The 23,611-nt window shown below is 63.8% G+C and carries 24 protein-coding genes; 12 read left to right on the top strand and 12 right to left on the bottom strand.

Translation table 11 applies throughout. The annotated features are described in order from the left end of the window. Positions 1–5: 5 nt before the first annotated feature. From AB0H22_RS05245 to dtd, 3 genes are all read left to right on the top strand, one after another. Positions 6–1,157: a sulfotransferase gene (locus tag AB0H22_RS05245; protein WP_358145198.1), complete on the top strand. Its 1,152-nt coding sequence runs from the start codon at positions 6–8 to the stop codon at positions 1,155–1,157. Between the two features lie 61 nt (positions 1,158–1,218). Next, complete coding sequence (locus AB0H22_RS05240) at positions 1,219–2,523, top strand: FAD/NAD(P)-binding protein (RefSeq protein ID WP_358145196.1); 1,305 nt, start codon at positions 1,219–1,221, stop codon at positions 2,521–2,523. 1 nt (position 2,524) lies between these two features. Continuing rightward, on the top strand, positions 2,525–2,956 hold the full coding sequence (dtd, locus tag AB0H22_RS05235) for a D-aminoacyl-tRNA deacylase (protein ID WP_180749002.1): 432 nt from the start codon (positions 2,525–2,527) through the stop codon (positions 2,954–2,956). A gap of 1 nt (position 2,957) precedes the next feature. Here dtd and AB0H22_RS05230 read toward each other — a convergent pair whose 3' ends face one another. Both AB0H22_RS05230 and AB0H22_RS05225 read right to left on the bottom strand, forming a co-directional pair. Then, the gene (locus AB0H22_RS05230) at positions 2,958–3,395 is read right to left on the bottom strand and encodes a hypothetical protein (protein ID WP_358146080.1); all 438 of its coding nucleotides are present in this window, start codon (positions 3,393–3,395) and stop codon (positions 2,958–2,960) included. Positions 3,396–3,447: 52 nt separating this feature from the next. Next, entirely contained in the window at positions 3,448–4,647 is a 1,200-nt protein-coding gene (locus AB0H22_RS05225; RefSeq protein ID WP_180749001.1) for a Rieske 2Fe-2S domain-containing protein, read from the bottom strand. 140 nt (positions 4,648–4,787) lie between these two features. Here AB0H22_RS05225 and AB0H22_RS05220 point away from each other — a divergent pair, with 140 nt between their 5' ends. Beyond that, the gene (locus AB0H22_RS05220; protein WP_180749000.1) at positions 4,788–5,309 is read left to right on the top strand and encodes a gamma carbonic anhydrase family protein; all 522 of its coding nucleotides are present in this window, start codon (positions 4,788–4,790) and stop codon (positions 5,307–5,309) included. A 10-nt stretch (positions 5,310–5,319) separates the two neighbouring features. Here the strand turns inward: AB0H22_RS05220 and AB0H22_RS05215 are convergent, their stop codons facing one another. Continuing rightward, the gene (locus AB0H22_RS05215) at positions 5,320–5,796 is read right to left on the bottom strand and encodes a nitroreductase family deazaflavin-dependent oxidoreductase (RefSeq protein WP_358145194.1); all 477 of its coding nucleotides are present in this window, start codon (positions 5,794–5,796) and stop codon (positions 5,320–5,322) included. A 124-nt stretch (positions 5,797–5,920) separates the two neighbouring features. Between AB0H22_RS05215 and AB0H22_RS05210 the strand changes: the two genes are divergently transcribed. Then, a complete protein-coding gene (locus tag AB0H22_RS05210; protein WP_180748998.1) occupies positions 5,921–7,267 on the top strand; it encodes an FAD-dependent oxidoreductase in 1,347 nt (448 codons plus the stop codon). A 65-nt stretch (positions 7,268–7,332) separates the two neighbouring features. Here the strand turns inward: AB0H22_RS05210 and AB0H22_RS05205 are convergent, their stop codons facing one another. The 4 genes from AB0H22_RS05205 to AB0H22_RS05190 are packed head-to-tail and all read right to left on the bottom strand — an operon-like array spanning position 7,333 to position 10,962. Next, positions 7,333–7,734 carry a nuclear transport factor 2 family protein gene (locus AB0H22_RS05205; protein WP_358145191.1) on the bottom strand — a complete coding sequence of 134 codons (402 nt, stop codon included), beginning with the start codon at positions 7,732–7,734 and terminating at the stop codon, positions 7,333–7,335. After that, positions 7,731–8,921, bottom strand: coding sequence for a thiolase domain-containing protein (locus AB0H22_RS05200; protein ID WP_180748996.1), 1,191 nt, complete (start codon positions 8,919–8,921; stop codon positions 7,731–7,733). Before AB0H22_RS05200 ends, AB0H22_RS05205 begins: the two co-directional genes overlap by 4 nt. Before the next feature lie 2 nt (positions 8,922–8,923). Then, on the bottom strand, positions 8,924–9,979 hold the full coding sequence (locus AB0H22_RS05195; protein ID WP_358145189.1) for a thiolase domain-containing protein: 1,056 nt from the start codon (positions 9,977–9,979) through the stop codon (positions 8,924–8,926). After that, on the bottom strand, positions 9,979–10,962 hold the full coding sequence (locus tag AB0H22_RS05190) for an OB-fold nucleic acid binding domain-containing protein (protein WP_180748994.1): 984 nt from the start codon (positions 10,960–10,962) through the stop codon (positions 9,979–9,981). The genes AB0H22_RS05195 and AB0H22_RS05190 overlap by 1 nt, the downstream gene beginning before the upstream one ends. 77 nt (positions 10,963–11,039) lie before the next feature. On the opposite strand from AB0H22_RS05190, the gene AB0H22_RS05185 reads away from it, so the two are divergent. Continuing rightward, positions 11,040–12,071, top strand: a complete 1,032-nt coding sequence (locus tag AB0H22_RS05185; RefSeq protein ID WP_358145186.1) for an LLM class F420-dependent oxidoreductase — start codon at positions 11,040–11,042, stop codon at positions 12,069–12,071. Positions 12,072–12,074: 3 nt separating this feature from the next. Here AB0H22_RS05185 and AB0H22_RS05180 read toward each other — a convergent pair whose 3' ends face one another. Beyond that, positions 12,075–12,692, bottom strand: coding sequence for an LON peptidase substrate-binding domain-containing protein (locus tag AB0H22_RS05180; protein WP_358146078.1), 618 nt, complete (start codon positions 12,690–12,692; stop codon positions 12,075–12,077). A 32-nt stretch (positions 12,693–12,724) separates the two neighbouring features. Continuing rightward, positions 12,725–13,534 carry a crotonase/enoyl-CoA hydratase family protein gene (locus AB0H22_RS05175; RefSeq protein WP_358145184.1) on the bottom strand — a complete coding sequence of 270 codons (810 nt, stop codon included), beginning with the start codon at positions 13,532–13,534 and terminating at the stop codon, positions 12,725–12,727. 83 nt (positions 13,535–13,617) lie between these two features. Between AB0H22_RS05175 and AB0H22_RS05170 the strand changes: the two genes are divergently transcribed. Both AB0H22_RS05170 and AB0H22_RS05165 read left to right on the top strand, forming a co-directional pair. Further along, complete coding sequence (locus AB0H22_RS05170) at positions 13,618–15,270, top strand: acyl-CoA synthetase (RefSeq protein ID WP_180748991.1); 1,653 nt, start codon at positions 13,618–13,620, stop codon at positions 15,268–15,270. Positions 15,271–15,273: 3 nt separating this feature from the next. Continuing rightward, positions 15,274–16,389 carry a nitronate monooxygenase family protein gene (locus AB0H22_RS05165; RefSeq protein WP_180748990.1) on the top strand — a complete coding sequence of 372 codons (1,116 nt, stop codon included), beginning with the start codon at positions 15,274–15,276 and terminating at the stop codon, positions 16,387–16,389. Here the strand turns inward: AB0H22_RS05165 and AB0H22_RS05160 are convergent. The 3 genes from AB0H22_RS05160 to AB0H22_RS05150 are packed head-to-tail and all read right to left on the bottom strand — an operon-like array spanning position 16,386 to position 20,262. Next, positions 16,386–17,948 (bottom strand): long-chain-fatty-acid--CoA ligase, encoded by a 1,563-nt coding sequence (locus tag AB0H22_RS05160; protein ID WP_358145181.1) that lies wholly within the window; start codon positions 17,946–17,948, stop codon positions 16,386–16,388. The two genes, AB0H22_RS05165 and AB0H22_RS05160, sit on opposite strands and share 4 nt — an antisense overlap. A gap of 10 nt (positions 17,949–17,958) precedes the next feature. Further along, positions 17,959–19,056 carry an acyl-CoA dehydrogenase family protein gene (locus AB0H22_RS05155; protein WP_180748988.1) on the bottom strand — a complete coding sequence of 366 codons (1,098 nt, stop codon included), beginning with the start codon at positions 19,054–19,056 and terminating at the stop codon, positions 17,959–17,961. A gap of 30 nt (positions 19,057–19,086) precedes the next feature. Next, a complete protein-coding gene (locus AB0H22_RS05150) occupies positions 19,087–20,262 on the bottom strand; it encodes an acyl-CoA dehydrogenase family protein (RefSeq protein WP_180748987.1) in 1,176 nt (391 codons plus the stop codon). 240 nt (positions 20,263–20,502) lie between these two features. Here AB0H22_RS05150 and AB0H22_RS05145 point away from each other — a divergent pair, with 240 nt between their 5' ends. From AB0H22_RS05145 to AB0H22_RS05130, 4 genes are all read left to right on the top strand, one after another. Continuing rightward, positions 20,503–20,694, top strand: coding sequence for a ferredoxin (locus AB0H22_RS05145; protein WP_180748986.1), 192 nt, complete (start codon positions 20,503–20,505; stop codon positions 20,692–20,694). Positions 20,695–20,788: 94 nt separating this feature from the next. After that, the gene (locus AB0H22_RS05140; protein WP_180748985.1) at positions 20,789–21,694 is read left to right on the top strand and encodes a 3-oxoacyl-ACP reductase; all 906 of its coding nucleotides are present in this window, start codon (positions 20,789–20,791) and stop codon (positions 21,692–21,694) included. 224 nt (positions 21,695–21,918) lie between these two features. After that, on the top strand, positions 21,919–22,686 hold the full coding sequence (locus tag AB0H22_RS05135; RefSeq protein WP_180748984.1) for an ABC transporter permease: 768 nt from the start codon (positions 21,919–21,921) through the stop codon (positions 22,684–22,686). Between the two features lie 118 nt (positions 22,687–22,804). Then, positions 22,805–23,611, top strand: a complete 807-nt coding sequence (locus AB0H22_RS05130; protein ID WP_180748983.1) for an ABC transporter permease — start codon at positions 22,805–22,807, stop codon at positions 23,609–23,611.

Genomic DNA, 23,611 nt, shown 5'->3' with positions numbered 1-23,611 from the left:
ATCCAATGAGTACAGAGCGCACCAGCGTCGGCACCGTCGACGATCTACACGAGTCGGCCACCCGGCTGATCGGCCTCGAGGACTTCGGGGACGGGTCGGTTGACAACTACCGCGAAGCACTCGGCGTCCTACTGGACTCCTATCAGCGTGAGGCCGGGCTGACTCCGCTGGGCTCCAAGATGTCTCGGGTATTCCTGCGGGGCGCGCTGGGCGCGCGGCTGCTCAGTGAGGCCGCATTCAAGGCGCATCCCGACTACGCGCAGGTGGCCATCGATCGGCCGATCTTCGTCACCGGCCTACCGCGTACCGGCACCACCGCGCTGCATCGTCTCCTCAATGCCGATCCGATGCACCAGGGCCTGGAGATGTGGCTGGCTGATTTCCCGCAGCCGCGGCCTGCGCGCGACTCCTGGGATACCAATCCGGTGTACCAACAGCTGGAAACGCAGTTTTCGCAGCACCATGTGGCGAACCCGGAGTTCATGGGCCTGCATTACATGTCAGCCAGCGAGGTGGAGGAATGCTGGCAGCTGCTGCGTCAGTCGGTGCACTCCGTGTCGTATGAATGTCTTGCCCATGTGCCGTCATACGCACAGTGGCTGGATCAACAGGACTGGACACCGGCATACCGTCGCTACAAGGCCAATCTGCAGCTGATCGGTCTCAATGACATCGAAAAGCGCTGGGTGCTCAAGAATCCGAGCCATCTGTTTGCCCTCGACGCGCTCATGGAGGTGTACCCGGACGCGTTGGTTATTCAGACTCATCGCCCCGCCGAGACCATAATCGCGTCGGTATGCTCGCTCAACGAACATGCAACGGCGGGTTGGTCGGAGACCTTTGTCGGTGCCACCCTTGGCGCCGATCAGCTGGACACCTGGGCCCGCGGCCTGGAGTCGTTCAAGTCGGCTCGCACCAAGTACGACGAGGCCCAGTTCTGCGATATCGACTACTTCGACTTCATCTCCGACCCGATCGGCACCGTCGAATCCATCTACCGGCATTTTGGACTGGAGCTCTCGGCGTCTGCGCTGGTGGAGATGCAGAAGATGAATGACGAAAGCCAAAAGGGTCCGCGCGCACCGAAGCACGTCTACTCGCTCGCCGACTATGGGCTGAGCAAGGAAGCGGTGATGGAGCGCTTCTCCGGGCTGTGATGTTGGTCTTCGCGCAGGCGGCTCATCCGGTGTTATTGGTCTTCGCGCAAGCGGCTCATCTGTGACACACGTTGCCGTCGTGGGTGCAGGTGCCGCCGGAACAATGGCGGCGCTGCACTTGCTGCGTCGCAAAGACTCACGGGCATTGCGTCTCAGCCTGATCGATCCCGAGACAGGTACCGGACCCGGAGTTCCGTACCGTACGGCAGATCCGCGGCATCTCCTCAACGTTCCGGCGGGAAAGCTCAGTGCTGATGTGACTGTGCCGCTGGAGTTCGTGAAGTGGTTGGGGAACAACGGCCTACCGGGCGCAGGCCCCGAGGATTTCGTTCCGAGGGGACTGTTCGGGCGTTATCTCTCAGGTGAATTCGAGGGAGCGCGGGATGATCGCGTGACCCGTATCCATCGTCGAGCCGTCGCGGTGACGCGGCAGGGTGACGGGCTCTCGGTAGCCTTGGGTAACGGCGATAACGTGCAGGCAGACGCCGTGATCCTGGCCGCGGGCCCCAACATTCCCGGAACATCCTGGGCCCCAACCTGGTTGCGTGACAGCACAGTATTCGTCGACGACCCCTGGCGTCCGGGTGCGCTCGACGATATTCCCGAGGGCGGGGATCTGCTGCTGGTGGGAACCGGTCTGACGATGGCCGATATGGCGTGCACGCTACGAAGCCCCGGTCGCGTCGTGCACGCCATATCCCGCAGCGGACTGCTACCCAGAGCGCATCGACCGCAACCGTCATCGCCGGTGTCTGCCCCTACGTTCACCATGGATCGCGGCCACGTGTTGGAGCGTTCCGTGCGCTACATCCAGGACGTGATCGCCGAGGGCGGCGATGCGTGTGCGGCCGTGGATGCGCTGCGCCCCCGTGCCGGCGTGCTCTGGGCCGGTATGACCGTCGATGAGCACGAGCAGTTCCTGCGAAAGTATCGCAGGCTGTGGGATATTCACCGGCACCGGATGGCCCCGCAGACCGCTGCTCGGATCGACGATGACATCGCCGACGGTGCGCTGCGTATCCATCGTGCGGAGTTGCGGGATTCCGCGGCCTCCGGCGTGGGAGCCAGGGTGACGTTGTCGACGGGGCAGGTTCTCGATGTATGCAGGGTGATCAATTGCACGGGCCCGCAATATGACATCACGACAGGTACCGATCCACTGTGGAGCCGGCTGCTTGCCAGTGGCTTGGTGCGACCCGGCCCGCTCAACCTCGGACTGGATACCGACCCGGACGGGAAGCTTGCCCCGGGGGACGCACCGATGTGGACGCTCGGGCCGCTTCGGCGCGGAAATCTATGGGAAACAACAGCATTCGTGGAGATCAGGGCGCAGGCGGAGGGGCTTGCGGCGCTGATAGGCTCGTAGCGTGCGTGTTCTGGTGCAGCGGGTCGCGTCCGCAACCGTATCCGTGGACGGGGAAGTGGTCGGGGAGATCCGGCCCGAAGGTCAGGGGCTGCTGGCACTGGTGGGCGTCACCCACGACGACGATGCGGCGAAGGCGGCACAGCTCGCCGAGAAGCTATGGCAACTAAGGATTCTCGACGACGAGAAGTCCGCTGCTGACCTCTGTGCGCCGATATTGGTGGTCAGTCAGTTCACCCTATACGCCAATACGAAGAAGGGGCGTCGTCCGGCGTGGAACGCGGCGGCACCCGGAAGTGTCGCCGAACCCATCGTGACGGCATTCGCCGACGCCTTACGGCTGCTCGGTGCACAGGTGGAAACCGGAGTGTTCGGCGCGCATATGCGGGTTGAGCTGATCAACGACGGTCCGGTGACCGTACTGTTGGAGCTCTAGTTCAGCCGTCTCCGGGCGGGGGAGCCGTGCAGATCGGGTCGAGGCAGCCCTCGGCGACGGCGTGGGAGATGCTGTCGGAGAGGCGCGGGCACCCACGCACCCTCGCGGTGTTGGTACCTTCCTCACGCATTTGCGCGAAGAAGGCGCACCTCCCGGCCGCTGCGGTATTCCATTGCACGGCAGTTTGATTGATGCCCAGCTTCTTTACCATCACCGAGCCATGGCAGAACCGGCAGTCGACCTCCTGCAAGCCCGAGGTCAAATACCGCTGCTTGTCGCCCTCGGTTGCCTCGTGTAGCCGGGCGGCCCGTTCTGGATCGTGCTCGAATGCGGGCGCTTTCGACCATTGGCCGTTCGGGCGCCCTGTCGATGGATGATCGTGATCGTCTTCCCCGTGGGCGCCATGCAGTGCCAGCATCGACTGAGCCAGCTCCTCCACGCTGGGAGGGCTGGTGTTGGCCTCAGTCGATTCTGAAACTTCGGTCATGGCACTAGCTTTGCGTCGCCTCGGCATGAGATTCGGCCTCGGCCGCAGCCTTCTCTTCTGCTTGGCGTTTGAGGTTTTCGTCGACTTCTCCGTGCCAGAATTCGTTGGCTTTGGTGGTGTCGATTTCCAGCTCGAACCGGTCGGTCATTTCCGGGGTGACATCGGCCTTATCGACGTAGAACTGCGAGTACCAGCGACGCATCTGATAGACGGCGCCGTCCTCCTCGACAAGCAGGGGATTGTCGATGCGGGTCTTGTTCTTCCAGATCACGACGTCCTGTAAAAAGCCTTGTCCCACACCCTTGGTCATCGCCCGCGAGAGCTTGCCGGTCATCTTCTCGTCCATGCCCTCGGGCTTTTGGACCATGACGCCGTATTGGAGCACAAAGGAATTCTGGTCGATGGGGTAGTGGCAGTTGATCAGGATCGACTCGGCTTTGTAGCCGGCGTAGTTGTTGTGCAGCCAGTTGATCATGAACGAGGGCCCGAAGTAGGAGGCCTCCGAATCGAGGATCTGCTCACCGGTGTACTGCGAGGAGCCGCCCAGCGTGACGTCCGGGCGCCCGACGGTACGCAGATATTGCGAGGCGATATGGCCCTCGAAGACGTTCTTGAAGAACGTCGGGAAGCCGAAGTGGATGTAGTAGAAGTGCGCCATATCGGTGACGTTGTCCACGATTTCGCGGCAGTTGGAACCCTCGATGACGATGGTGTTCCAGTCCCAGGTGGTCCAGCCGTCGTCGTGATACTCCGGGACTTCCGGAATCGCAACGTCATCCGTGGGGCCATTGCCCTCGGCGTCGTGCCAGACGAACAGCAGGCCGCTCTTGACGTCGGTGGTCCAGCTGCGGGTACGGGCCAGCTTCGGGGTGCGCTTGGCGTAAGGCACCAGCTTGCATTTGCCGTCGCCGCCCCAGCGCCAATCGTGGAACGGGCACGCGACGTTATCGCCCTTGACGGAGCCCTGGGAGAGGTCGCCGCCCATGTGGCGGCAGTATCCGTCCAGCACCTTGATATCGCCGTGGGAATCGGCGAACACCACCAGCTTGGTGCCGAAGGCATCGATCGCATGGGGTTCGCCGTCCCTGAAGCTCTCGGCGACGCCCAGGCAGTGCCAACCGCGGGCATAGCGCGTTGGTAGCTCGCCGACGTCGATCTCGCGGACAGTGTTTCCTTCGGAAACGGGCCGAGTATCTGTGCTCATGGCGGGGCTGCCTCCAGTGTTTCGATGCTGGCCGCCCTAGCGGCCATCTCCAACTAGAACATGTTACAGTTTTGCCACCCTCGGGCGCAAGAATTATGCTTGCCACAAGCAGAAATAGATGCTTTGGCTAGGGTCTGCGCATGCCTTTGTACTCACTCGACGGAAAAAGCCCGAGCGTCCACCCCGAGGCGTTTGTCGCGCCGACCGCCTGTCTTATCGGCGATGTCACGGTGGAGGCCGGTGCATCGATCTGGTTCAACACGGTCCTCCGCGCCGATTACGCGCCGATTGTCATCCGCGCGGGTGCCAACATTCAGGACGGGTCGGTGCTGCACAGCGACCCGGGGATGCCGGTCGATATCGGCGAGGGAGCCACTGTGGCTCATATGTGCCTGGTGCACAGCTGCACCGTCGGCGACGGTGCTTTGATCGGAAATCACGCGACGGTGCTCGACGGGGCCTCCATCGGTTCCCGCAGCATGGTGGCCGCAGGATCGCTGGTCCTCGGCGGCGCTCAGATCCCCGAGGACGTGCTGGTCATGGGCTCGCCCGCCAAGGTCAAGGGGCCCGTCGCGGGAACCCCGGCGGAGTTCCTGACTAAGGGCGTTCCAGCCGCGTACCAGGCGCTGGGCAAGCGCTACCTGGCCGGTTTGGACACGTAGTCCAGCACCGTCAGGTCCTCGTCAGTTGTAGGCATTCGGGGACGTTGAACAGCCGCAGCATTCGCAGCTCCTTGGCCGGGAGCTGTGACCGCACCCCGGCTGTGGGGACCACCCTCGGGTTGGTCAGACCGAGCTGCTCGCCGGCCCGGAGTAGCTCGGCGCCGCCGTGGGCGGTCACGTTGCGTACCCAGTCGGCCGTCTGCCCGTAAGGCAGGAGTATCACCACGGTGCCGTCGGCGGCATCGAAGACCTCGACCGGGGTCTCGTACGCATGGCCGCTACGCCGACCGGTGTGCCGGATGATGGCGGTCGAGCTGGCGGTGGTCCGGGCGGTGGCCATGATCCTCGGGTTGGTCACGGCGTGATTGAACCGGCGGATTGCATTGAGAATCGGGCGGATCGGCAGCCGGATGCCCGCCACGAGAAGCGTGAACAGGACGAGCGGCACCAACACGATGGCGCCGACGACGATTAATGCAATTGCCACGTGATCAGGCTACTGAGATCCGATGGCGGTGTGACGGGGATCTCGGGACGTGCGTCCCACTTCCTGAGGAATTATATTTAGGCTTGCCTTACCTAAGCGATTTCCTAAATCAAAGAGGATGGGCATGAGGAAGATTCGAGTTGCGGTCGTTGGCGCAGGTCCGGCAGGCATTTATGCCGCCGATATCCTCACCAAGGAGTACGAGCAGGCACAGGTCGATGTCTTCGACCGGCTGCCGGCGCCGTACGGCCTGGTGCGCTACGGCGTGGCTCCCGATCATCCGCGCATCAAGGAGATCATCAAGGCCCTGCGCCGCGTACTTTCGCGTGACGAGATTCGGTTCATCGGCAACGTCCACTACGGCACCGATATCAAGCTGTCCGACTTGCGGCGCTTCTATGACGCGGTGATCTTCTCCACCGGTGCGCGCGCCGACCGTGAACTCGATATCCCGGGTGTAGACCTCCCAGAGAGTTATGGCGCCGCCGACTTCGTCTCCTGGTACGACGGTCACCCCGATGTCCCGCGCGAGTGGCCGCTGACAGCCAAGAGCGTCGCGGTTCTGGGCGTAGGGAATGTCGCGCTGGATATCGCGCGCATGCTCGCCAAGCCGGCGGACGAGCAGCTCACTACCGAGATCCCGGCCAACGTCTACCAAGGATTGGCGCTCAACCAGGCAACGGACATTCACGTGTTCGCGCGGCGTGGTCCGGCGCAGATCAAGTTCAGTCCCATGGAGTTTCGCGAGCTCTCGCACTCGCCGAGTGTGGATGTCATCGTGCACCCGGAAGGATTCGAGATCGACGAGGGCAGTCAGCAGGCCATCAACTCCAGCAAGGCCACCAAGCTTGTCGTCGACACCATGATGAAGTACCTCGATCAGGAGCCCACCGGTGCACCGCATCGCATTCACATCCACCTCTGCCAGTCACCGGCCGAGGTGCTGGGAACAGACTGTGTGGAGGGCCTGCGGACCGAGCGGACCGAGCTGATTGGCGACGGAACCGTCAGGGGTACCGGAGAATTCACCGATTGGCCGGTTCAGGCGGTGTACCGCGCGGTCGGGTACATATCCTCGCATCTGGCGGACCTGCCGTTCGATCATCACGCCGGGGTTGTCCCGCATGATGCCGGGCGGGTGCTCGATATCGATAGCATCCCGATTGAATCCACCTATGTCACCGGGTGGGTTAAGCGCGGGCCCGTCGGATTGATTGGGCACACCAAATCCGATGCCGCCGAGACGATTGCGAGCCTGCTCGCGGACCTCCCGGGTATTCAACCCGCTGAAATCTCCGACCCCGATGCGATCTTCGCGCATCTACAGGGAAGCGGGATTGACTACACCACCTGGGAGGAGTGGGAACGGCTCGATGCCCATGAGGTCGCATTGGGTGAGGAACAGGGCCGCGAACGCATCAAAGTGGTGCCCCGCGAGGAGATGATCAGCGCCGGACGCCAGGCCTCCTAGCGGGAAGACATAAAGGCCCCCGACGCTCCGGGCGTGGGGGCCTTTATGTGTGTCCGGCGGGCGGGTTAGACCTTCTTCGCGGTCCCGGCGACTTTGTCGAACTCCCAGTAGGCGCGCAGCACTACGAGCTTGCCCTCGTCGTTGGCCTGGTAAGTGAACACACCCTCGGCGGTCATCTGGTAGCCGTTCATGGTCGTCACGATCCGGCCCACATTGGCCTGATGGGTGCCACAGTCGTAGGTGGCGTCGAAGATAAAGTCCAGCTTCTCGGTGGGCGCAATGATGTTGTCCCAGAAGGCTGCAATGGCCTCCTTGCCGCGATGTCCGTTGCCTTCGGTATCGAACGGCGACGGACCCACCGGATCCTGGACCACGCCGTCCTCGGCGAAGTTGTCGACCCACGCCCGCTTGTCGCGGGCGTCTACGGCCTCCCGGGACCGACGTCCGGCTTCATCGGCAAGGCTCATGCTGGCTGCACCTCCGGTTTTTCGCTTCCAACGACCCACATCGAGTAGTACTGCGAGCCACCTCCGTAGGCGTGGCCCAATGCCTTCTTCGCGCCCGGTACCTGATGGTCACCGGCCTTGCCCATCACCTGGATGGCCGCCTCGGCAAACCGGATAAGACCCGAGGCCCCAATCGGATTCGAGGAGAGCACGCCACCGGAGGCGTTGACGGGGATCTTGCCGCCGATCGCGGTCTCACCGGCCTGGGTCAGTTTCCAACCCTCGCCCTCGGCCGCAAATCCCAGGTTCTCCAGCCACATCGGCTCGAACCAGGAGAACGGTACATAGATCTCCGCAGCGTCGATCTCGTCGATCGGGCTGGTGATACCCGCATCACGCCACAGTGCCGCCGCGGCGTCGCGTCCGGCTTGCGGGTTCACGCGGTCACGTCCGGTGTAGTCGAGGGGCTCGGTGCGCAGCGCGGTAGCGTGCACCCAGGCGACCGTATGGCCCTCGGCAATACGGCGATCCGCAGTCTCTTCGTTCGCCACGACGATTGCGCAAGCGCCGTCTGAGGACGGGCAGGTCTCGTCGAACCGGATCGGATCCCACAGCATCGGCGAGGCCATCACCTTCTCCACGGTGATATCGGGCTGATGCAGGTGTGCCAGCGGATTCTTGGCCGCATTGAGCCGGTCCTTCACCGCGACGATGGCTCCGGTGTCCAACGGCGCCTTGGAGCGTTCGATGTACGCACGCACGTGCGGGGCGAAGTAGCCGCCCGCACCTGCACCCACGGGGACCGAGAACGGCACCGGAATCGACAACGCCCACATGGCATTCGACTCGGACTGCTTCTCCCAAGCCAGCGCCAGCACTCGCCGATACTTGCCCGACTGCACCAGGCTGGCTGCAACCACACCGGTGGAGCCGCCGACCGAACCAGCGGTATGCACCCGGATCATCGGCTTGCCGGTCGCACCGATCGCATCCGCCATGAATAGCTCGGGCATCATGACGCCCTCGAAGAAGTCGGGGGCCTTGCCCACGACGACGGCGTCGATATCGTCCCAGCCGACACCCGCGTCGGCCATCGCGCGGTCAATCGACTCGCGCACCAGACCGTTCATGGAAACGTCGTGGCGCTTGGCAACGTACTTGGTCTGCCCAGTGCCGATAACGGCAGCGAGGTTCTTAGATGTACCCACTGTTATTTGCCTTCCAGCACGGCGACAAGGTTCTGCTGAAGCACCGGCCCACTGGTCGCGTGAGCCAGCACCCGCTGTGCCGAACCGTTCCAGATATGTTGTGCTGCAAAGCCGATCCGTTCCAGCCCGGCCGAGAACATTGGATTGGCCACCAGTGCACCACCCGACGGGTTGATCGTCGTGGTCTCTTTGAGGCCGATGGCCTCGGCGAGAATCAGCTGCTGATGGCTGAACGGGGCATGCAGTTCGGCGATGTCGATGGAACCGGTATCGCCACCGGTTGCAGCCGCGGCGGAGGCCGCCGTGGACGGTGACACGGTGATATCCCGGCCGCCGATCGCGGGAGAGTCGATGCGATGTTCAAACCCGGTAATCCAGGCCGGGTTTTCGCGCAGCTCGCGTGCGCGGTCGCCCGCGGCCAGCACCATGATCGAAGCGCCGTCGGAAATGGGCGCGATGTCGTGTTTATGCAGCGGATCGGCGAAGTAGTCCCGAGTCAGCAGCTCCTCGACGCTGGCTGCTGTGGGTTCGGTGTCGACGCGTTGCGCCCGGCCGAAGGCGTCGAGGGCAACCTGTGCCATCTGTTCCTTGGTCCACTTGCCCGAATCCAGGCCGAGCCGTGCCTGTAGCGCGGCCATCGATACCGAATCGGGCCACAGCGGGGCGACGGTGTACGGATCTGTTTGCAGAGCAAGGGCTCTGCGGAGAATTCCGGCGGAGGACTTTCCGAATCCGTAGACGAGAGCGGTCTCGACCTGCCCGCTCAGGATCTTGATGTAGGCCTCGTACAGCGCCCAGGCGGCGTCCATCTCGACATGGGATTCGTTGATCGGCGGCACCGCACCGATCGAATCGATGGCAGAGATGAAGGAGAACGCGCGCCCGGCCAGGTAATCCGATGAGCCGGAGCACCAGAAGCCGATGTCCGACTTGGTGATTCCGAGATCACCGTAGATCTGACGGAAACAGGGGACCAGCATCTCGACGCCATTGGTGGTGGCATCGGTGGACCGCACATGGGGTGCATGGGCGAAGCCCACTACTGCGATGTCTGTCATTACATCCGGTCCTTGTAGGTCTCGTAGTCGGCGTCGGGTTCGCCGGTTGGGCGGAAGTACTGGATGTTGTCGATCCCGTATCCCCACTCTTCCTTAGGTTTCCACACAGCCTGGACCCGCATGCCCATGCGGACATCCGCCGCGTCGATGTCATAGACCAGATGCAGGAACGGAATATCGGCGCCGTCGAGCAGCACGTAGGCGGCCACATAGGGTGGTTTGATGCGCTGCCCGGGGAACGGGATGTTGATGATTGCGAAGGTGGTGACGAGGCCCTTGTCGGACACCTGCACCAGATCGGAGGTTGGCTCGCCGGTAAGCGGATCGGCACCGCGTGCCGGGAAGTAAACCCGCCCACCGGAACCCGTACGCCCGCCGAGCAGCTTGCCCTCTGCCAGCGCGCGCAGATAGGCGCTCTCTTCGGGGGAGGTGATGTGCTGAACCTCAAGACGGATCGGAGTGACCTGCATGGTCACCGGCTCCTGATCCGAAACGGGTGCCGGAACATCCACCGGTCGATCCCCGAGCGCGAAGTAGGCGATATCGGTGATGGCGCCGACGGTCTCGTCCGCCCACACCGCATGCACGCGGGCGCCGGTCTCGATCGCGCCGGGTTCCCCCGCATTGACAGCGTGCAGTAGCGAGGTGTCCGCTCCGTCGAGCTTGATCAATGCCCAGGCGAAAGGCTTCGCGAGCGGCTGGCCCTCCAGCGGTTCGGGCTGCCATGACCACGACTGAACGGTGCCGACGCTCGATACCGAGACCACTTCGGTCAGCGGTGCGTAGGTCACCGGGTCGTACTCGGCTGCCGGTACATGCACCCGGCCGTCACTGCCGCGGGTGCCGACGATGTGTCGATCGCGCAGGGCGGTGAAGAACTTCGACAGGGTCGGGCCCACCGAACGGGTGTAATCAAAAGACAGTTCGAGGGGGGCGGTCAGGAGGGGTAATTGCCCCGATGTGCTGCTTTGGCTTGCTGTCACACCTCCGAGTAGAACAAGTTCTAGTTTTTTTCGCAAGGGCGGTGGTCATGGCATATCCCGCCGGTTACAGTCGGGCCATGAAATTCGGATTGCAGCTGGGGTACTGGGCGGCCTCACCGCCGGACAATGCGGCCGAACTGGTGACTGCGGCAGAGGAGGGCGGGTTCGACGCCGTCTTCACCGCCGAGGCCTGGGGTTCGGACGCGTACACCCCGCTGGCCTGGTGGGGATCCGATACCAGCCGAATTCGCCTGGGCACCTCGGTGGTTCAGCTCTCGGCGCGCACACCCACCGCCTGTGCGATGGCGGCGCTGACGTTGGATCATCTGTCCGGCGGCCGGCACATTCTGGGCCTGGGTGTCTCGGGCCCGCAGGTAGTGGAGGGCTGGTACGGGCAGTCGTTCCCCAAGCCCCTGGCCCGCACGCGTGAATACATCGACATCATCCGGCAGGTATTGGCCCGTGAGGCCCCCGTGCGCAGCGACGGGCCGCACTATCCGCTGCCGCTGACTGGGGGCAGCGCCACCGGGCTGGGCAAGCCGCTCAAGCCGATCGTGCACCCGCTGCGGTCTGATCTGCCCATCTTCCTGGGCGCCGAGGGACCCAAGAATGTGGCCTTGACGGCGGAGATCGCCGACGGCTGGCTGCCCATGTTCTATGCGCCGCGGTTGGCCGATATGTACAACGAATGGCTTGACGAGGGCTTCGCGCGCCCCGGCGCGCGGCGCAGCCGCGAGGATTTCGAGATCGCCGCCACCGCGCAGGTGATCGTCACCGACGACCGCCGCTCGGTGCTCGATCAACTGAAGCCGTTCTCCGCCTTGTACATCGGCGGCATGGGGGCCGTCGAGCTGAACTTCCACGCAGAGGTGTACCGACGCATGGGATACGGCGAAGTGGTCGATGAGGTCACCGAGCTCTTCCGCACCGACCGCAAGGACAAAGCCGCCGAAGTGATTCCGGACGAGCTGGTGCTCGACACCACGATCGTCGGAACCGAGGCCGAGGTGCGCGAGCAGATCAAGGCGTGGGAGGCCGCCGGGGTCACCATGCTGGTGGTCGGCTGTCGCAGTGTCGAACACGTCAAGCAGCTGGCGGCGCTGACCTAGCCGTTAGCGCTCCGATTCGCGGAAGTCGAGCATCGCGTTGACGGTATCCACCGCTTCGTTCAGGGCGGCCACCCGGGCTGTCAGTGTCGAGGCGGCGAGCACGGCGTACCGGTCGGCCTGACCCATCGGTACGCGAGATGCCAACGTGTACAGTCGCTTTTCCGCGCCGCTCGGCAGGCCGGTAGCGATCGACCATCGGCGGGGGAGGCGCACCTGCTGCACGGTCGCGACGCGCCGTAACAGATCCTCGATACGTGCCTGCACCTCGTTGAGGGCACCCAAGGGCAGTACTCGGTCGTCGGGTTCATCGGGCCAGGGTTCGATATCGGCCCGCGGGTAGGGGTCGTCCTCCAGCCACTTGTTGATGCGGATCCGATACGCACCCTCACAGCGCACCGCGAAGCGTTCGGCCCCGAGTGACTCGCAGTCGAGGACACGGGCGGCAGTCCCGATGTCATGGCGGACGTCTCCGCCCCCGACCTCCCGGCCGCGCGCGATCAGCACGACACCGAAGATGCGGTCCGTGGCCATGACGTCGCGGACGAGAGCGACATAGCGCGGCTCGAAGATGCGCAGCGGTAGGGGCTCACCGGGCAGCAGTACCGACTGCAGCGGGAACATGGGCGTCACCCGCCCACACTATGCGTGGTGTCTTATGTCCCGGTGAAGTTGGGGGCGCGCTTCTCGGCAAAGGCGCGTGGACCTTCCTTGGCGTCGTTACTGGTGAAGACGCCGATGCCGACCTTGGTGTCCGCCTTGAATGCCTCGTTCTCGTGCAGGCCCTCCGAATCGCGGATCGTCTTGAGCACGGCCTGTACCGCGACAGGTCCATTCGCGGCGATCATCGCCGCGAGCTCCAGGGCCTTCTCCAGCGCCTGACCATCGGGAACCACATGTCCGATGAGCCCGATCTCCTTGGCCTCCGGGGCCTTGATGTGACGTCCGGTGAGCAGAATGTCGGCGGCCACGGTGTACGGGATCTGTCGGGGAAGGCGCACTGCCGACCCGCCCATCGGGTACAGGCTCCACTTCACCTCGGAGACGCCGAACTTGGCGCTCTCACCCGCGACACGGATATCGGTGGCCTGCAGGATCTCGGTGCCACCGGCGATCGCGGGGCCCTCCACCGCCGCAATCAGAGGCTTGGTAAGGCGCCGCCCCTTGAGTAGTCCGGGGATGACCGAGGGGTCGTAGCTGCCGTCGGCGAACTGGTCACCGGGGGCGCGCTTGTTCATGGCCTTGAGGTCGGCGCCAGCGCAGAAGTACCCGCCCGCGCCGGTCAGGATGCAGACGCGAACATCGGGATCGTTATCGACGCGGTCCCAGGCCTGCGTCATGATCTCCAACATTTCGCCCGAGAGGGCATTGCGCGCGTGCGGACGGTTCATCGTCACGATCAGCACGTGGTCGCGAAGCTCGACGAGGGCGTGTGGGGCGTCCTGTGCGGTCGCTGTCTCAGTCATGGTTTTCCTCCACCAGGATGCCCCTGAACGGGGGCGGGGCTTGTCTAACAGTGCTTGCCAAAAAATGTAACACGTTCTAATTTATGGACATGGCCCTTAACATTGCCGACCTCACCGAGCATGCAATCGACACTATGCCCGATCGTGTCGCCATCATTTCTGGCGATCGGAAGCTGACATACGCCGAGCTTGAGGAGCAGGCCAACCGTCTAGGTCATTTCCTGCAGAGCCAGGGTGTCGGCCCCGGCGACAAGGTTGGCTTGTACTGCCGAAACGGTATCGAGATCGTCGTCGCGCTCGTTGCGCTTGTGAAGATCCGCGCGATCTCGGTCAACGTCAACTATCGCTACGTCGAGTCCGAGCTGCATTACCTCTTCGAGAACTCCGACATGGTCGCGTTGGTGCACGAGCGGCGGTACAGCGACAAGGTCGCCAACGTGCTGCCGAGCACGCCGAACGTCAAGACGGCGGTCGTTGTGGAAGACGGGACCGAGGGCGACTCCGCGTCCTATGGCGGGGTCGCGTTCGCCGACGCGCTCGCCCAGGGCTCCCCGGAGCGTGACTTCGGCGAGCGCAGCCCCGATGACATCTTCCTCATTTACACCGGCGGCACCACCGGCTTCCCCAAGGGCGTGATGTGGCGGCACGAGGACATCTACCGATCCCTGTTCGGCGGTATCAACTACGTCACCGGGGAGGTTGTCGAGGGTGAATGGGATCTGGCCAAGCAGGGTGCCGAGGCCGCGCCGTTCATCGGGTTCCCGATCCCGCCGATGATCCACGGCGCCACTCAGGCCGCCACCTTCATGGCCTTGTTCAGCGGCCGGACCACGGTGCTGGCACCGGAATTCGATCCCGACGGTGTGTGGGACACCATCGAGAAGAACAAGGTCAACATGCTGTTCTTCGCCGGGGATGCCATCGCCCGCCCGCTCATCGATGCGCTGGACACCGATAAGGGCCGGGCGCGTGATCTGTCCTCGCTGTGGGTGCTGGCCAGCAGCGCCGCGCTCTTCTCGCAGACGGTCAAGGAGCGCTACCTTGAGCTGCTGCCCAACCGGATGATCACCGATGCCATCGGTTCCTCGGAGACGGGCACCGGCGGCCTGAGCAGCGTGGCGAAGGGGCAGATGCATCCTGGCGGCCCGACGGTCAAGATCAGCTCCACCACAACGGTTCTCGACGAGGAAGGCAACCCGATCGAACCAGGCTCAGGGGTGCGGGGCCTTATCGCCAAGAGCGGCCACATCCCGGTCGGATACCTCAAGGATGAGAAGAAGACCGCCGAGACATTCAAGACATTCAATGGGGTCCGGTACGCGATTCCGGGTGACTGGGCGACCGTCGAGGCCGACGGCACCGTCACGATGCTCGGCCGCGGGTCCGTCTCCATCAACACCGGTGGCGAGAAGGTGTTCCCCGAAGAGGTCGAGAGCGTTCTCAAGGGCCACCCCGCGGTATTCGACGCGATTGTCGTCGGTGTTCCGGACGAGAAGTGGGGCCAGCACGTAGGCGCGGTCGTCTCTGTCCGGGACGGCGTGGAACTCACTTTTGAGGGTCTGGATGCGCACGCGCGCAAGGAGATCGCCGGATACAAGGTGCCGCGCAGCGTGTGGATCGTGGACACGGTTAAGCGGAACCCCGCGGGCAAGGCCGACTACCGCTGGGCGAAGGAAGTCTCGGAGACCGAGAAGGTAGACCTGGTCAACACCAAACACGTCAACACCGGGGCCTGAGTCATGCACACCGACCTCTGTGAACGGTTTGGGATCCGTTACCCCATATTCGGTTTCACGCCGTCGGAGAAGGTTGCCGCCGCAATTACCCGCGCGGGAGGCATGGGCGTGCTCGGCTGTGTCCGCTTCAACGACCCAGACGAGCTTGACGCCGTGCTGAGCTGGATGGACGAGAACACCGACGGTAAGCCGTATGGCGTCGACATCGTGATGCCGGCCAAGGTGCCCACTGAGGGTTCCGCGGTCGATATCGAAAAGCTGATCCCGCAGGGGCACAAGGACTTCGTCCAGAAGACGCTCGCCGATCTGGGTGTGCCGCCGCTGCCGGGTGAACGCGAGTCGGCCGGTGTGCTTGGCTGGCTGCATTCGGTGGCCCGATCACATGTGGAGGTCGCGCTCAAGCACCCCATCAAGCTGATCGCCAACGCGTTGGGCTCGCCGCCGAAAGATGTCATCGACCAGGCCCATGAGCATGGCGTGCCGGTGGCGGCGTTGGCGGGCAAGGCCGAACACGCCAAGCGGCATGTCGAGAACGGCGTGGATATCGTGGTGGCCCAGGGGTATGAGGCCGGTGGACACACCGGCGACGTGGCATCCATGGTGCTGTGGCCGGAGATCGTGGATGCGCTCGACGGCAGCGCCCCAGTGCTGGCGGCCGGCGGTATCGGTAGCGGCAGGCAGGCTGCGGCGGCCCTGGCGTTGGGCGCCTCCGGGGTGTGGACCGGGTCGATCTGGTTGACCGCGGCCGAGTACGACCTGGGAACTGTTACGTCGGGCGGGGATTCGGTGGTGCAGCAGGCGCTGCTCAAGGCGACCTCCAGTGACACCGTGCGCACCCGCATCTACACCGGTAAGCCCGCGCGGCTGCTGAAGACCAAATGGACGCAGGCCTGGGACGCCGAGGACGCGCCGACCCCGCTGCCGATGCCGCTGCAGAACATTCTGGTGAGCGAGGCGCATGAACGGATGAACCGCGCGCACGACCCGGAAACGGTCTGCTTCCCGGCAGGGCAGATCGTCGGGCGGATGAACGAGATCCGGCCCGCCGCCGAGATCGTGGCCGATCTGGTGTCCGGTTTCGAGAGCACGGTCGACAGGCTGAATCAGATCCGCGGCTAGCTGCGGACGTACGCCGTCCCGTCGCGGTGCCATAGCCGATCGCCGGTCTCCAGCGCCTGGGCGGACAGCTGTCGTTTGATCACCTTGAAGGTCGCGGTTCGTGGCAGTGACTCGGCAACTCGCACATAAGACGGCCATTGCTTGGGCCCGAGATCCTCTTGGGCGGCTAGGAATTCACCGAGCGAGCCAGGGTTGAAATCCGAATCGACGACAAGCGCCGCCATCACCTGATCCCCGACGGTCGGATCCGGTATGCCGTAGACGGCGACCTCGGTGATGCCGGGATGGCGCAGGAGCACCCGCTCGATAGGAGCGGTGCCCAGGTTCTCGCCATCGACACGCAACCAATCGCCCAGTCGTCCGGCGAAATACACGTAGCCGTTCTCATCGGCATACGCCAGGTCACCGCTGCGGTACTTGCCGTCGACCATGCGCTCGGCGTCGGCTTCGGGATTCTTGTAGTAGCCGGTGAACCGCCCGGGCCCCGTAACGTTCACCAGCTCGCCGGTCGCCTCGGCGGCATTCATCAACTTGCCGCTGTCATCGAAAATCGCAGGGGGGCAGGATTTTCCGTTGTTGATGTCAAGAATCTGGACGTCTGGCGTGAGTGGCCCGATCGCGCCGCTCGGAGTGCCGGGTGCCCAACCGAGGGCCACCCCGCCCTCGGTCGATCCGAATCCGTCGACGACAAATGCGCCGAACCGCTTGGCGAATCGGTCGGTATCTCCGGATGCCGCCTCGTTGCCGTACATGATCTTTAGAGTGTTTTCGGCGTCGTCGGGCTGTTCCGGTGTCGCCAGCACATACGACATCGGCTTGCCGACGTAGTTGGCATACGTTGCACCGTATTTGCGCACATCATCGAGGAAGCCGGATGCGGAGAACCTGCGTCGCAAAGTAATCGACGCGCCCGCCGCGACCGCTACCGACCAGCCCGCGAGTACCGCATTGGAGTGGAACATCGGCATCGACAGATAGCAGACGTCTGCGGGACCGAGGCCGAACCGCGAGGACAGCATGATTCCCGCGGAGGCCACCTTGGAGTGCGTGATCTGGACGGCCTTGGGATCGCCGCTGGTGCCCGAGGTGAAGATGAGCATGAACAGATCACCCGGGAGCACATCAGGGATCTCCAAGGGCGCCGTGGATGCCCGGAATTCTGTAGCGAGGGAATCGATATCGACGTAGTCGACGCCGTCCAGCAGGTCCGAGCTCGCGGAGTCGGTGAGTATCAATTGACAGTCGGCCAGGTCAACATCCCGCTGCAGTGCCGTGCCGCGCCGGGTGGGATTGAGCCCCACCAACACCAGGCCGCCGAGTGCGGCGGCGCCCAACAGATACGAGAAGGTCGGGGTGTTCTCCAGCAGGACAGCGATATGCGGCGGCTTCTCCGGATCCAGACGTGCACGCAGTACGGATGCGAGACGGCGGCTTTCGGCCACATGATCACGCCACGACGTGAACGAACCCTCGAAGTGCAACCCCCGGTCCTCGACATCGGCCAAGCCCAACAGCAGCTGAGTGACCGTCGTTTCTGGGTCCCCCGGGGGAAGGCTCACCACTGGAATACTAGGCAGGGGTGTCGGCGAGCTCACGCCCGATGCGGCGCAGCTGCTCCGTCGCGCTACCAGAGGCGAACTCGCCGTGCTTCGCGGCCAGGAAGTAGCGATGTATCGGATGGTCTTCGTCGATGCCGACACCGCCGTGTACATGTACCGCGGTGTGCGCGACACGGTGCCCGGCATCGGAAGCCCAGAACTTCGCCGTCGCAACGTCGACATCGGCGGGCAGGTCCTCGGACACCCGCCATGCGGCCTGCCACAAGGTCAGTCGCAGCCCCTTGACGTCGATGTACCCGTCGGCCAGTCGCTGTGCCACCGCCTGGAAGCCACCGATCGGCTTACCGAACTGCTCGCGGGTACGCGCGTAGTCGGCTGTCAGCTCCAGGGCCCGCTCCAGCACGCCGAGCTGGTAAGCGCTGTGGCCCAAGGACTCCCGCTGTCGCAGCCACGTAACCACTGCCTCTCCGCCGACCCTGCGATCGGCCGAGACGGGGACCTCGGACAGGATGAGTTCCGCGGAGCTGTCCTTACCGGTGGTGTCCAGGGTCTCCTGGGTGACGCCGGCGTCGTCGGCGGCCACAAGAAAGACCGCGGTACCGGTCTCGGTCTCGGCGGACACCAGATAAGCATCGGCCTCCACCCCAAACGGCACCAAGGTGCGATTGCCGGTCAGGACGTAGCCTGCGCCCTCGGTACGCGCGGCCACCGGGCCCTCGCCCGGCTCGCCGTCGAGCGCGATCGTCAGTACTTTCTTGCCGGCGACAGCCGGTGCGGCCCAATCATTCTGTAGCGCCTCGGACCCGAAGGCGGCGAGTGCGCCTGCAGCCAGCACCACCGACTCCAGGTACGGCACGGCAGCCAGTTCGCGGCCCAGTTCGACAAGAATCGACGACTGCTCCAGAACACCGAAACCGCCACCGCCCACAGGCTCGGGGGCCGCGGTGGACAGGATGTCCGCCTCGGCGAGCTTGGCCCAGAGCTGCCAGTCAAACCGGCTGTCCTGCTTGTCGAGTTCCTTCTGCCGCTCCGGCGTACTAACCGCCGACGCGATGGTGCGAGTCAGGCCGGCGAGGTCGGTCTGTGCCTCGGTAAGGGAGAAATCCATAGTGTGTGGAGCCCTTCTAGTTTGTAAGAGCTAGCGTGTCGCGGCAGGCTGGCCGAGTGCGGTCATCGCGATGATGTCGCGCTGAACCTCATTGGTGCCACCGCCGAATGTGAGGATCAAGCAGGCCCGGTGCATCCGCTCGACGCGGCCGCGCAGCTGCGCGCCCGGGGAGCCCTGACGGAGCGTTGCGGCCGTTCCGAGAACCTCCATGAGAAGGCGGTAGGCCTCGGTGGCAAGTTCGGTACCGAAGACCTTGGTAGCCGAGGCGTCGGCGGGGGAGGGGGCGGCGGTGGTGGACGCGAGTTCCCAGTTGATGAGCTTGAGGTATTCGACCTTGGCATGCACCTTGGCCAGGTTCAGCTGAACCCATTCCGAATCGATGATTCGGCCCCCCGGGCCCTTGGTGTTCTGGGCCCACTCGCGGACCTCGCGCAGCGCGGTGACGATTGGTGCCGACGACACCAGTGCGACACGCTCGTGGTTCAGCTGGTTGGTCACCAGCTTCCAGCCCGCGTTCTCCTCACCAACCCGGCTCGTCGCCGGTACGCGCACATCCTGGTAGTAGGTGGCGCTGGTGCCGGGTCCGGCCATGGTGCGCACCTTGGTGTACGAGAAGCCCTCGGCGGTAGTGGGCACGATGAGCATCGAGATACCGCGGTGCTTCTTCACTTCGGTGTTGGTACGCACCGCCAGCCAGATGTAGTCGGCGTACTCGATGAGGCTGGTCCACATCTTCTGGCCGTTGATGACGTAGTCGTCACCGTCGCGGACCGCCGATGTACGCAGTGAGGCGAGGTCGGTGCCCGCGCCAGGCTCGGAGTAACCGATGGAGAAGTGCAGCTGTCCCGCAGCGATCTTGGGCAGGAAGAACTTCTTCTGCTCTTCGCTGCCGAAGTGCATGATGGTCGGCGCGACGCTGTTGATCGTCAGGAACGGCACCGGGGCACCGGCGACGGCGGCCTCATCGGTGAAGATCAGCTGATCCATCACCGAACGGCCTTGGCCGCCAAACTCCTTGGGCCAGCCCAGGGCCAGCCAGCCATCGGCGCCCATCTGCTCAACGGTCTCGCGGTAGACGTTTCCGCTGCCGTACTCACCTTGATTCGACGCGAGGGCCTCGCGACGCTCCGGGGTCAGCAGTTTGTCGAAGTACGCGCGCAGTTCGCGGCGCAGCTCTTCCTGCTCGGGCGTGTAAGCGATGTGCATGTGTGACCTCCGCTGCCGTGGCTCTCAGGTGTGACCCACGTTGACACAAGATTTGTAACACGTTCTAGTCTAGGGAGTCCAGACGCGACTTCACTGCACAAACCCTGCCCAGCGATCCTGGCGTCACGGGGGTTGTGTCGACGGTCACGTGTCGTAGTCTGGCGATACAGCCCAGTTTGAACGATGGCGTCGGCTCGGAGAGTCGGAAAGCGTCGGAATGCCCCAATGAGGAGGTTTCCTATGCGTGTCGGTGCAGTTCCTGACCGGTGTGAAGGCAACTTGGTATGCCTTGGGATCGCTCCGGAGGTATTCGACGTCGATGACGACGACTATGTCGTCATCCTGCAGGAGGAAGTACCGGCCGATCAGGAAGATTTGGTCGAGCAGGCGATCGCGGAGTGCCCGCGCGCCGCATTGATTCGCAAAGACTAGAGGCATTCGTAAACCACCCGGTCCGTTGAGTTCGAACGAACGGAGCCGGCGTGGTCGGGTGCGTCCGGAAAGCATGGACTGAAGGGATATATCTATGAGCGCGATTGCTGATGCCGATCTAAGTGGTCGGGTCGCCATTGTCACCGGAGCGGCCGCTGGTCTCGGCCGCGCCGAGGCGATCGGTCTGGCCCGGTCCGGAGCGACGGTCGTCGTCAACGACATCGCGCCCGCCCTAGAGAAGAGCGATGTGCTCGACGAGATCGCGGCGGTGGGATCCAAGGGAGTGACCGTCGCGGGCGATATCGGTGAGCGCACCACGGCCGACGAGCTGATCTCCACCGCCGAATCACTTGGTGGAGTGCATGTTGTGGTCAACAACGCGGGTATCACCCGTGACCGGATGCTCTTCAACATGTCGGACGAGGAGTTCGACGCCGTTATCCGTGTGCACCTTCGTGGCCACTTCCTGCTGACCCGTAACGCGGCCACCTACTGGCGCAATGCAGCGAAGGCCGCGGGCGCCCCCGTATACGGACGCCTAATTAATACGTCTTCGGAGGCAGGCCTGTTGGGGCCGGAGGGTCAGGCCAACTACGGCGCCGCCAAGGCGGGTATCACCGCGCTGACGTTGTCGGCGGCGCGTGCCCTCGGCCGCTCCGGAGTGCGCGCCAATGCCATCGCCCCGCGTGCCCGTACGGCGATGACCGCCGACGTCTTCGGTGAGGCACCGGAGGGTTCTGTCGACCCGTTGTCACCCGAGCATGTGGTGTCCCTGGTGCGGTACCTCGCCTCGCCCGCCGCCGAAGCCGTGAACGGTCAGCTGTTCATCGTGTACGGGCCGACCGTGACGCTGCTGGCTGCGCCTACAGTGGAAGCGAAGTTCACCGCAGAGTCGGACGCATGGGATCCGTCGGCACTCAATTCGGCCCTGGCTGATTTCTTTGCTGGACATGATCCCAAGAGGACATTTTCGGCGACCGCACTGATGGTCGAAGATTAAGGAACGATGAGGGTGGCGGTGCGATCCGGAATAGAACCAGTTCTAGATATCGCATCAAAATCCCAGCGCAAAGTGGACGCGGTGTGCGATTTGCCCGCCCATAGATGAATTGACACTAAGAATTTTTTCTCGTTAATATGATGCGCCTCACAGCGTGGTAGGTACACGTCGATCGTTAACCGAGTTGTCGGGCGAGGCAGCGATGTGTGAGACAGGAGCAAAGGTTGAAGCAGCAGCTCGCGGCGCCAGCGCGTGCCGTCGGCGGCTTCGTCTCCATGTCGTTGGCCACGTTTCGGAACATGTTCCGCCGCCCGTTCCAGGGGCAGGAGTTCCTGGACCAGACATGGTTCATCGCACGGGTCTCGTTGGTGCCGACGCTTTTAGTCGCCATCCCCTTCACCGTGCTGGTCGCCTTCACGCTCAACATCCTGCTGCGCGAGATCGGTGCCGCAGACCTGTCCGGTGCGGCCACGGCCTTCGGCACCGTGACGCAGCTTGGCCCGGTGGTGACGGTGCTCGTCGTCGCGGGCGCCGGTGCCACGGCGATCTGCGCCGACCTGGGTGCCCGCACCATCCGCGAGGAGATCGACGCGATGCAGGTGCTGGGCATCGATCCGATCCAGCGGCTCGTGGTGCCGCGGGTGCTGGCGTCGACGTTCGTCGCACTGCTGCTGAACGGCCTGGTGTGTGCCATCGGCATGGTCGGCGGCTATGTGTTCTCGGTCTTTCTGCAGGGCGTCAACCCGGGAGCCTTCATCAACGGCCTGACGGTGCTCACCGGTCTGGGCGAGCTGATGATCTCGGAGGTAAAGGCGTTCCTGTTCGGCGTCTTCGCCGGTCTTGTCGGCTGTTATCGCGGACTTACCGTCAAGGGTGGGCCTAAGGGCGTGGGCGATGCGGTCAACGAGACCGTCGTCTACTCCTTTATTTGTTTGTTCGTCATCAATGTGGTCATGACGGCCATCGGCGTCCGGGTCCTGGTGAAGCACTGATGAGCGACTTGCGCGAAGAAGCAAGTTCGCTGATGAGCGACTTGCGCAAAGAGGCGACTATCTAGTGGCCGGACCGTATCTTTCGACGCACACGCTTACCTCCTATACCGTTCGGTATATGCGTGGTCTGGGGCGCTCATTCGACAAGTTCGGTGCGCAGGCTCTCTTCTATGCGGAGTCCCTGAGCTACATCCCCGCGGCGTTGACGAAGTACCGCAAGGAAACCATCCGGGTGCTTGCCGAGATCACCATGGGCACGGGCGCCCTGGTGATGATCGGCGGCACCGTGGGCGTCGCGGTGTTCCTGACGCTGGCCTCCGGTGGCGTTATCGCGGTGCAGGGCTACTCCTCACTCGGCAACATCGGTATCGAGGCGCTCACCGGCTTCCTATCGGCCTTCCTCAACGTGCGCATCATCGCGCCGGTGGTGGCAGGTATCGCGATGGCGGCGACGATCGGTGCCGGAACGACCGCCCAGCTCGGTGCCATGCGGGTTGCCGAAGAGATCGATGCGCTGGAAACCATGGCGGTGCATGCGATTTCGTATCTGGTGTCCACCCGCTTGGTAGCCGGGCTAATCGCCATCGTTCCGCTGTATTCGCTGTCGGTGCTGGCGGCGTTCTTCGCGTCCCGCGCGACCACAGTGGTGATCAACGGCCAGTCTCCGGGTGTGTACGACCACTACTTCAACACCTTCCTGGTACCCACCGACCTGCTGTGGTCATTCCTGCAGGCGATCGTCATGTCGGTGGTGGTGATGCTGGTGCACACCAACTACGGATTCAACGCCTCCGGCGGACCGGTCGGTGTGGGCGTTGCTGTCGGTCAGGCCGTACGTACCTCTCTCATCGTGGTCGTGCTCGTCACCCTGTTCATCTCGCTCGCCGTGTACGGCGGGTCCGGCCACTTCAACCTTTCGGGCTAG

It is taken from the genome of Mycobacterium sp. NPDC050853, from assembly GCF_040653875.1.
In the GTDB taxonomy this organism is placed as follows: Bacteria; Actinomycetota; Actinomycetes; order Mycobacteriales; family Mycobacteriaceae; genus Mycobacterium.
This window is presented reverse-complemented; position numbering and strand designations above follow the sequence as displayed.

Excerpts from the sequence above, each read along its gene's own strand:
- AB0H22_RS05205 (WP_358145191.1), bottom strand. The coding sequence starts at position 7,734 with ATGAGCCTTGCCGATGAAGCCGGACGTCGGTCCCGGGAGGCCGTAGAC.
- AB0H22_RS05170 (WP_180748991.1), top strand. The coding sequence starts at position 13,618 with ATGGACATGGCCCTTAACATTGCCGACCTCACCGAGCATGCAATCGAC.
- AB0H22_RS05245 (WP_358145198.1), top strand. The coding sequence starts at position 6 with ATGAGTACAGAGCGCACCAGCGTCGGCACCGTCGACGATCTACACGAG.
- AB0H22_RS05140 (WP_180748985.1), top strand. The coding sequence starts at position 20,789 with ATGAGCGCGATTGCTGATGCCGATCTAAGTGGTCGGGTCGCCATTGTC.
- AB0H22_RS05180 (WP_358146078.1), bottom strand. The coding sequence starts at position 12,692 with ATGTTCCCGCTGCAGTCGGTACTGCTGCCCGGTGAGCCCCTACCGCTG.
- AB0H22_RS05225 (WP_180749001.1), bottom strand. The coding sequence starts at position 4,647 with ATGAGCACAGATACTCGGCCCGTTTCCGAAGGAAACACTGTCCGCGAG.
- AB0H22_RS05130 (WP_180748983.1), top strand. The coding sequence starts at position 22,805 with ATGCGTGGTCTGGGGCGCTCATTCGACAAGTTCGGTGCGCAGGCTCTC.
- AB0H22_RS05185 (WP_358145186.1), top strand. The coding sequence starts at position 11,040 with ATGAAATTCGGATTGCAGCTGGGGTACTGGGCGGCCTCACCGCCGGAC.
- AB0H22_RS05145 (WP_180748986.1), top strand. The coding sequence starts at position 20,503 with ATGCGTGTCGGTGCAGTTCCTGACCGGTGTGAAGGCAACTTGGTATGC.
- AB0H22_RS05210 (WP_180748998.1), top strand. The coding sequence starts at position 5,921 with ATGAGGAAGATTCGAGTTGCGGTCGTTGGCGCAGGTCCGGCAGGCATT.
- AB0H22_RS05150 (WP_180748987.1), bottom strand. The coding sequence starts at position 20,262 with ATGCACATCGCTTACACGCCCGAGCAGGAAGAGCTGCGCCGCGAACTG.
- AB0H22_RS05155 (WP_180748988.1), bottom strand. The coding sequence starts at position 19,056 with ATGGATTTCTCCCTTACCGAGGCACAGACCGACCTCGCCGGCCTGACT.
- AB0H22_RS05175 (WP_358145184.1), bottom strand. The coding sequence starts at position 13,534 with ATGACTGAGACAGCGACCGCACAGGACGCCCCACACGCCCTCGTCGAG.
- AB0H22_RS05220 (WP_180749000.1), top strand. The coding sequence starts at position 4,788 with ATGCCTTTGTACTCACTCGACGGAAAAAGCCCGAGCGTCCACCCCGAG.
- AB0H22_RS05195 (WP_358145189.1), bottom strand. The coding sequence starts at position 9,979 with ATGACAGACATCGCAGTAGTGGGCTTCGCCCATGCACCCCATGTGCGG.
- AB0H22_RS05165 (WP_180748990.1), top strand. The coding sequence starts at position 15,274 with ATGCACACCGACCTCTGTGAACGGTTTGGGATCCGTTACCCCATATTC.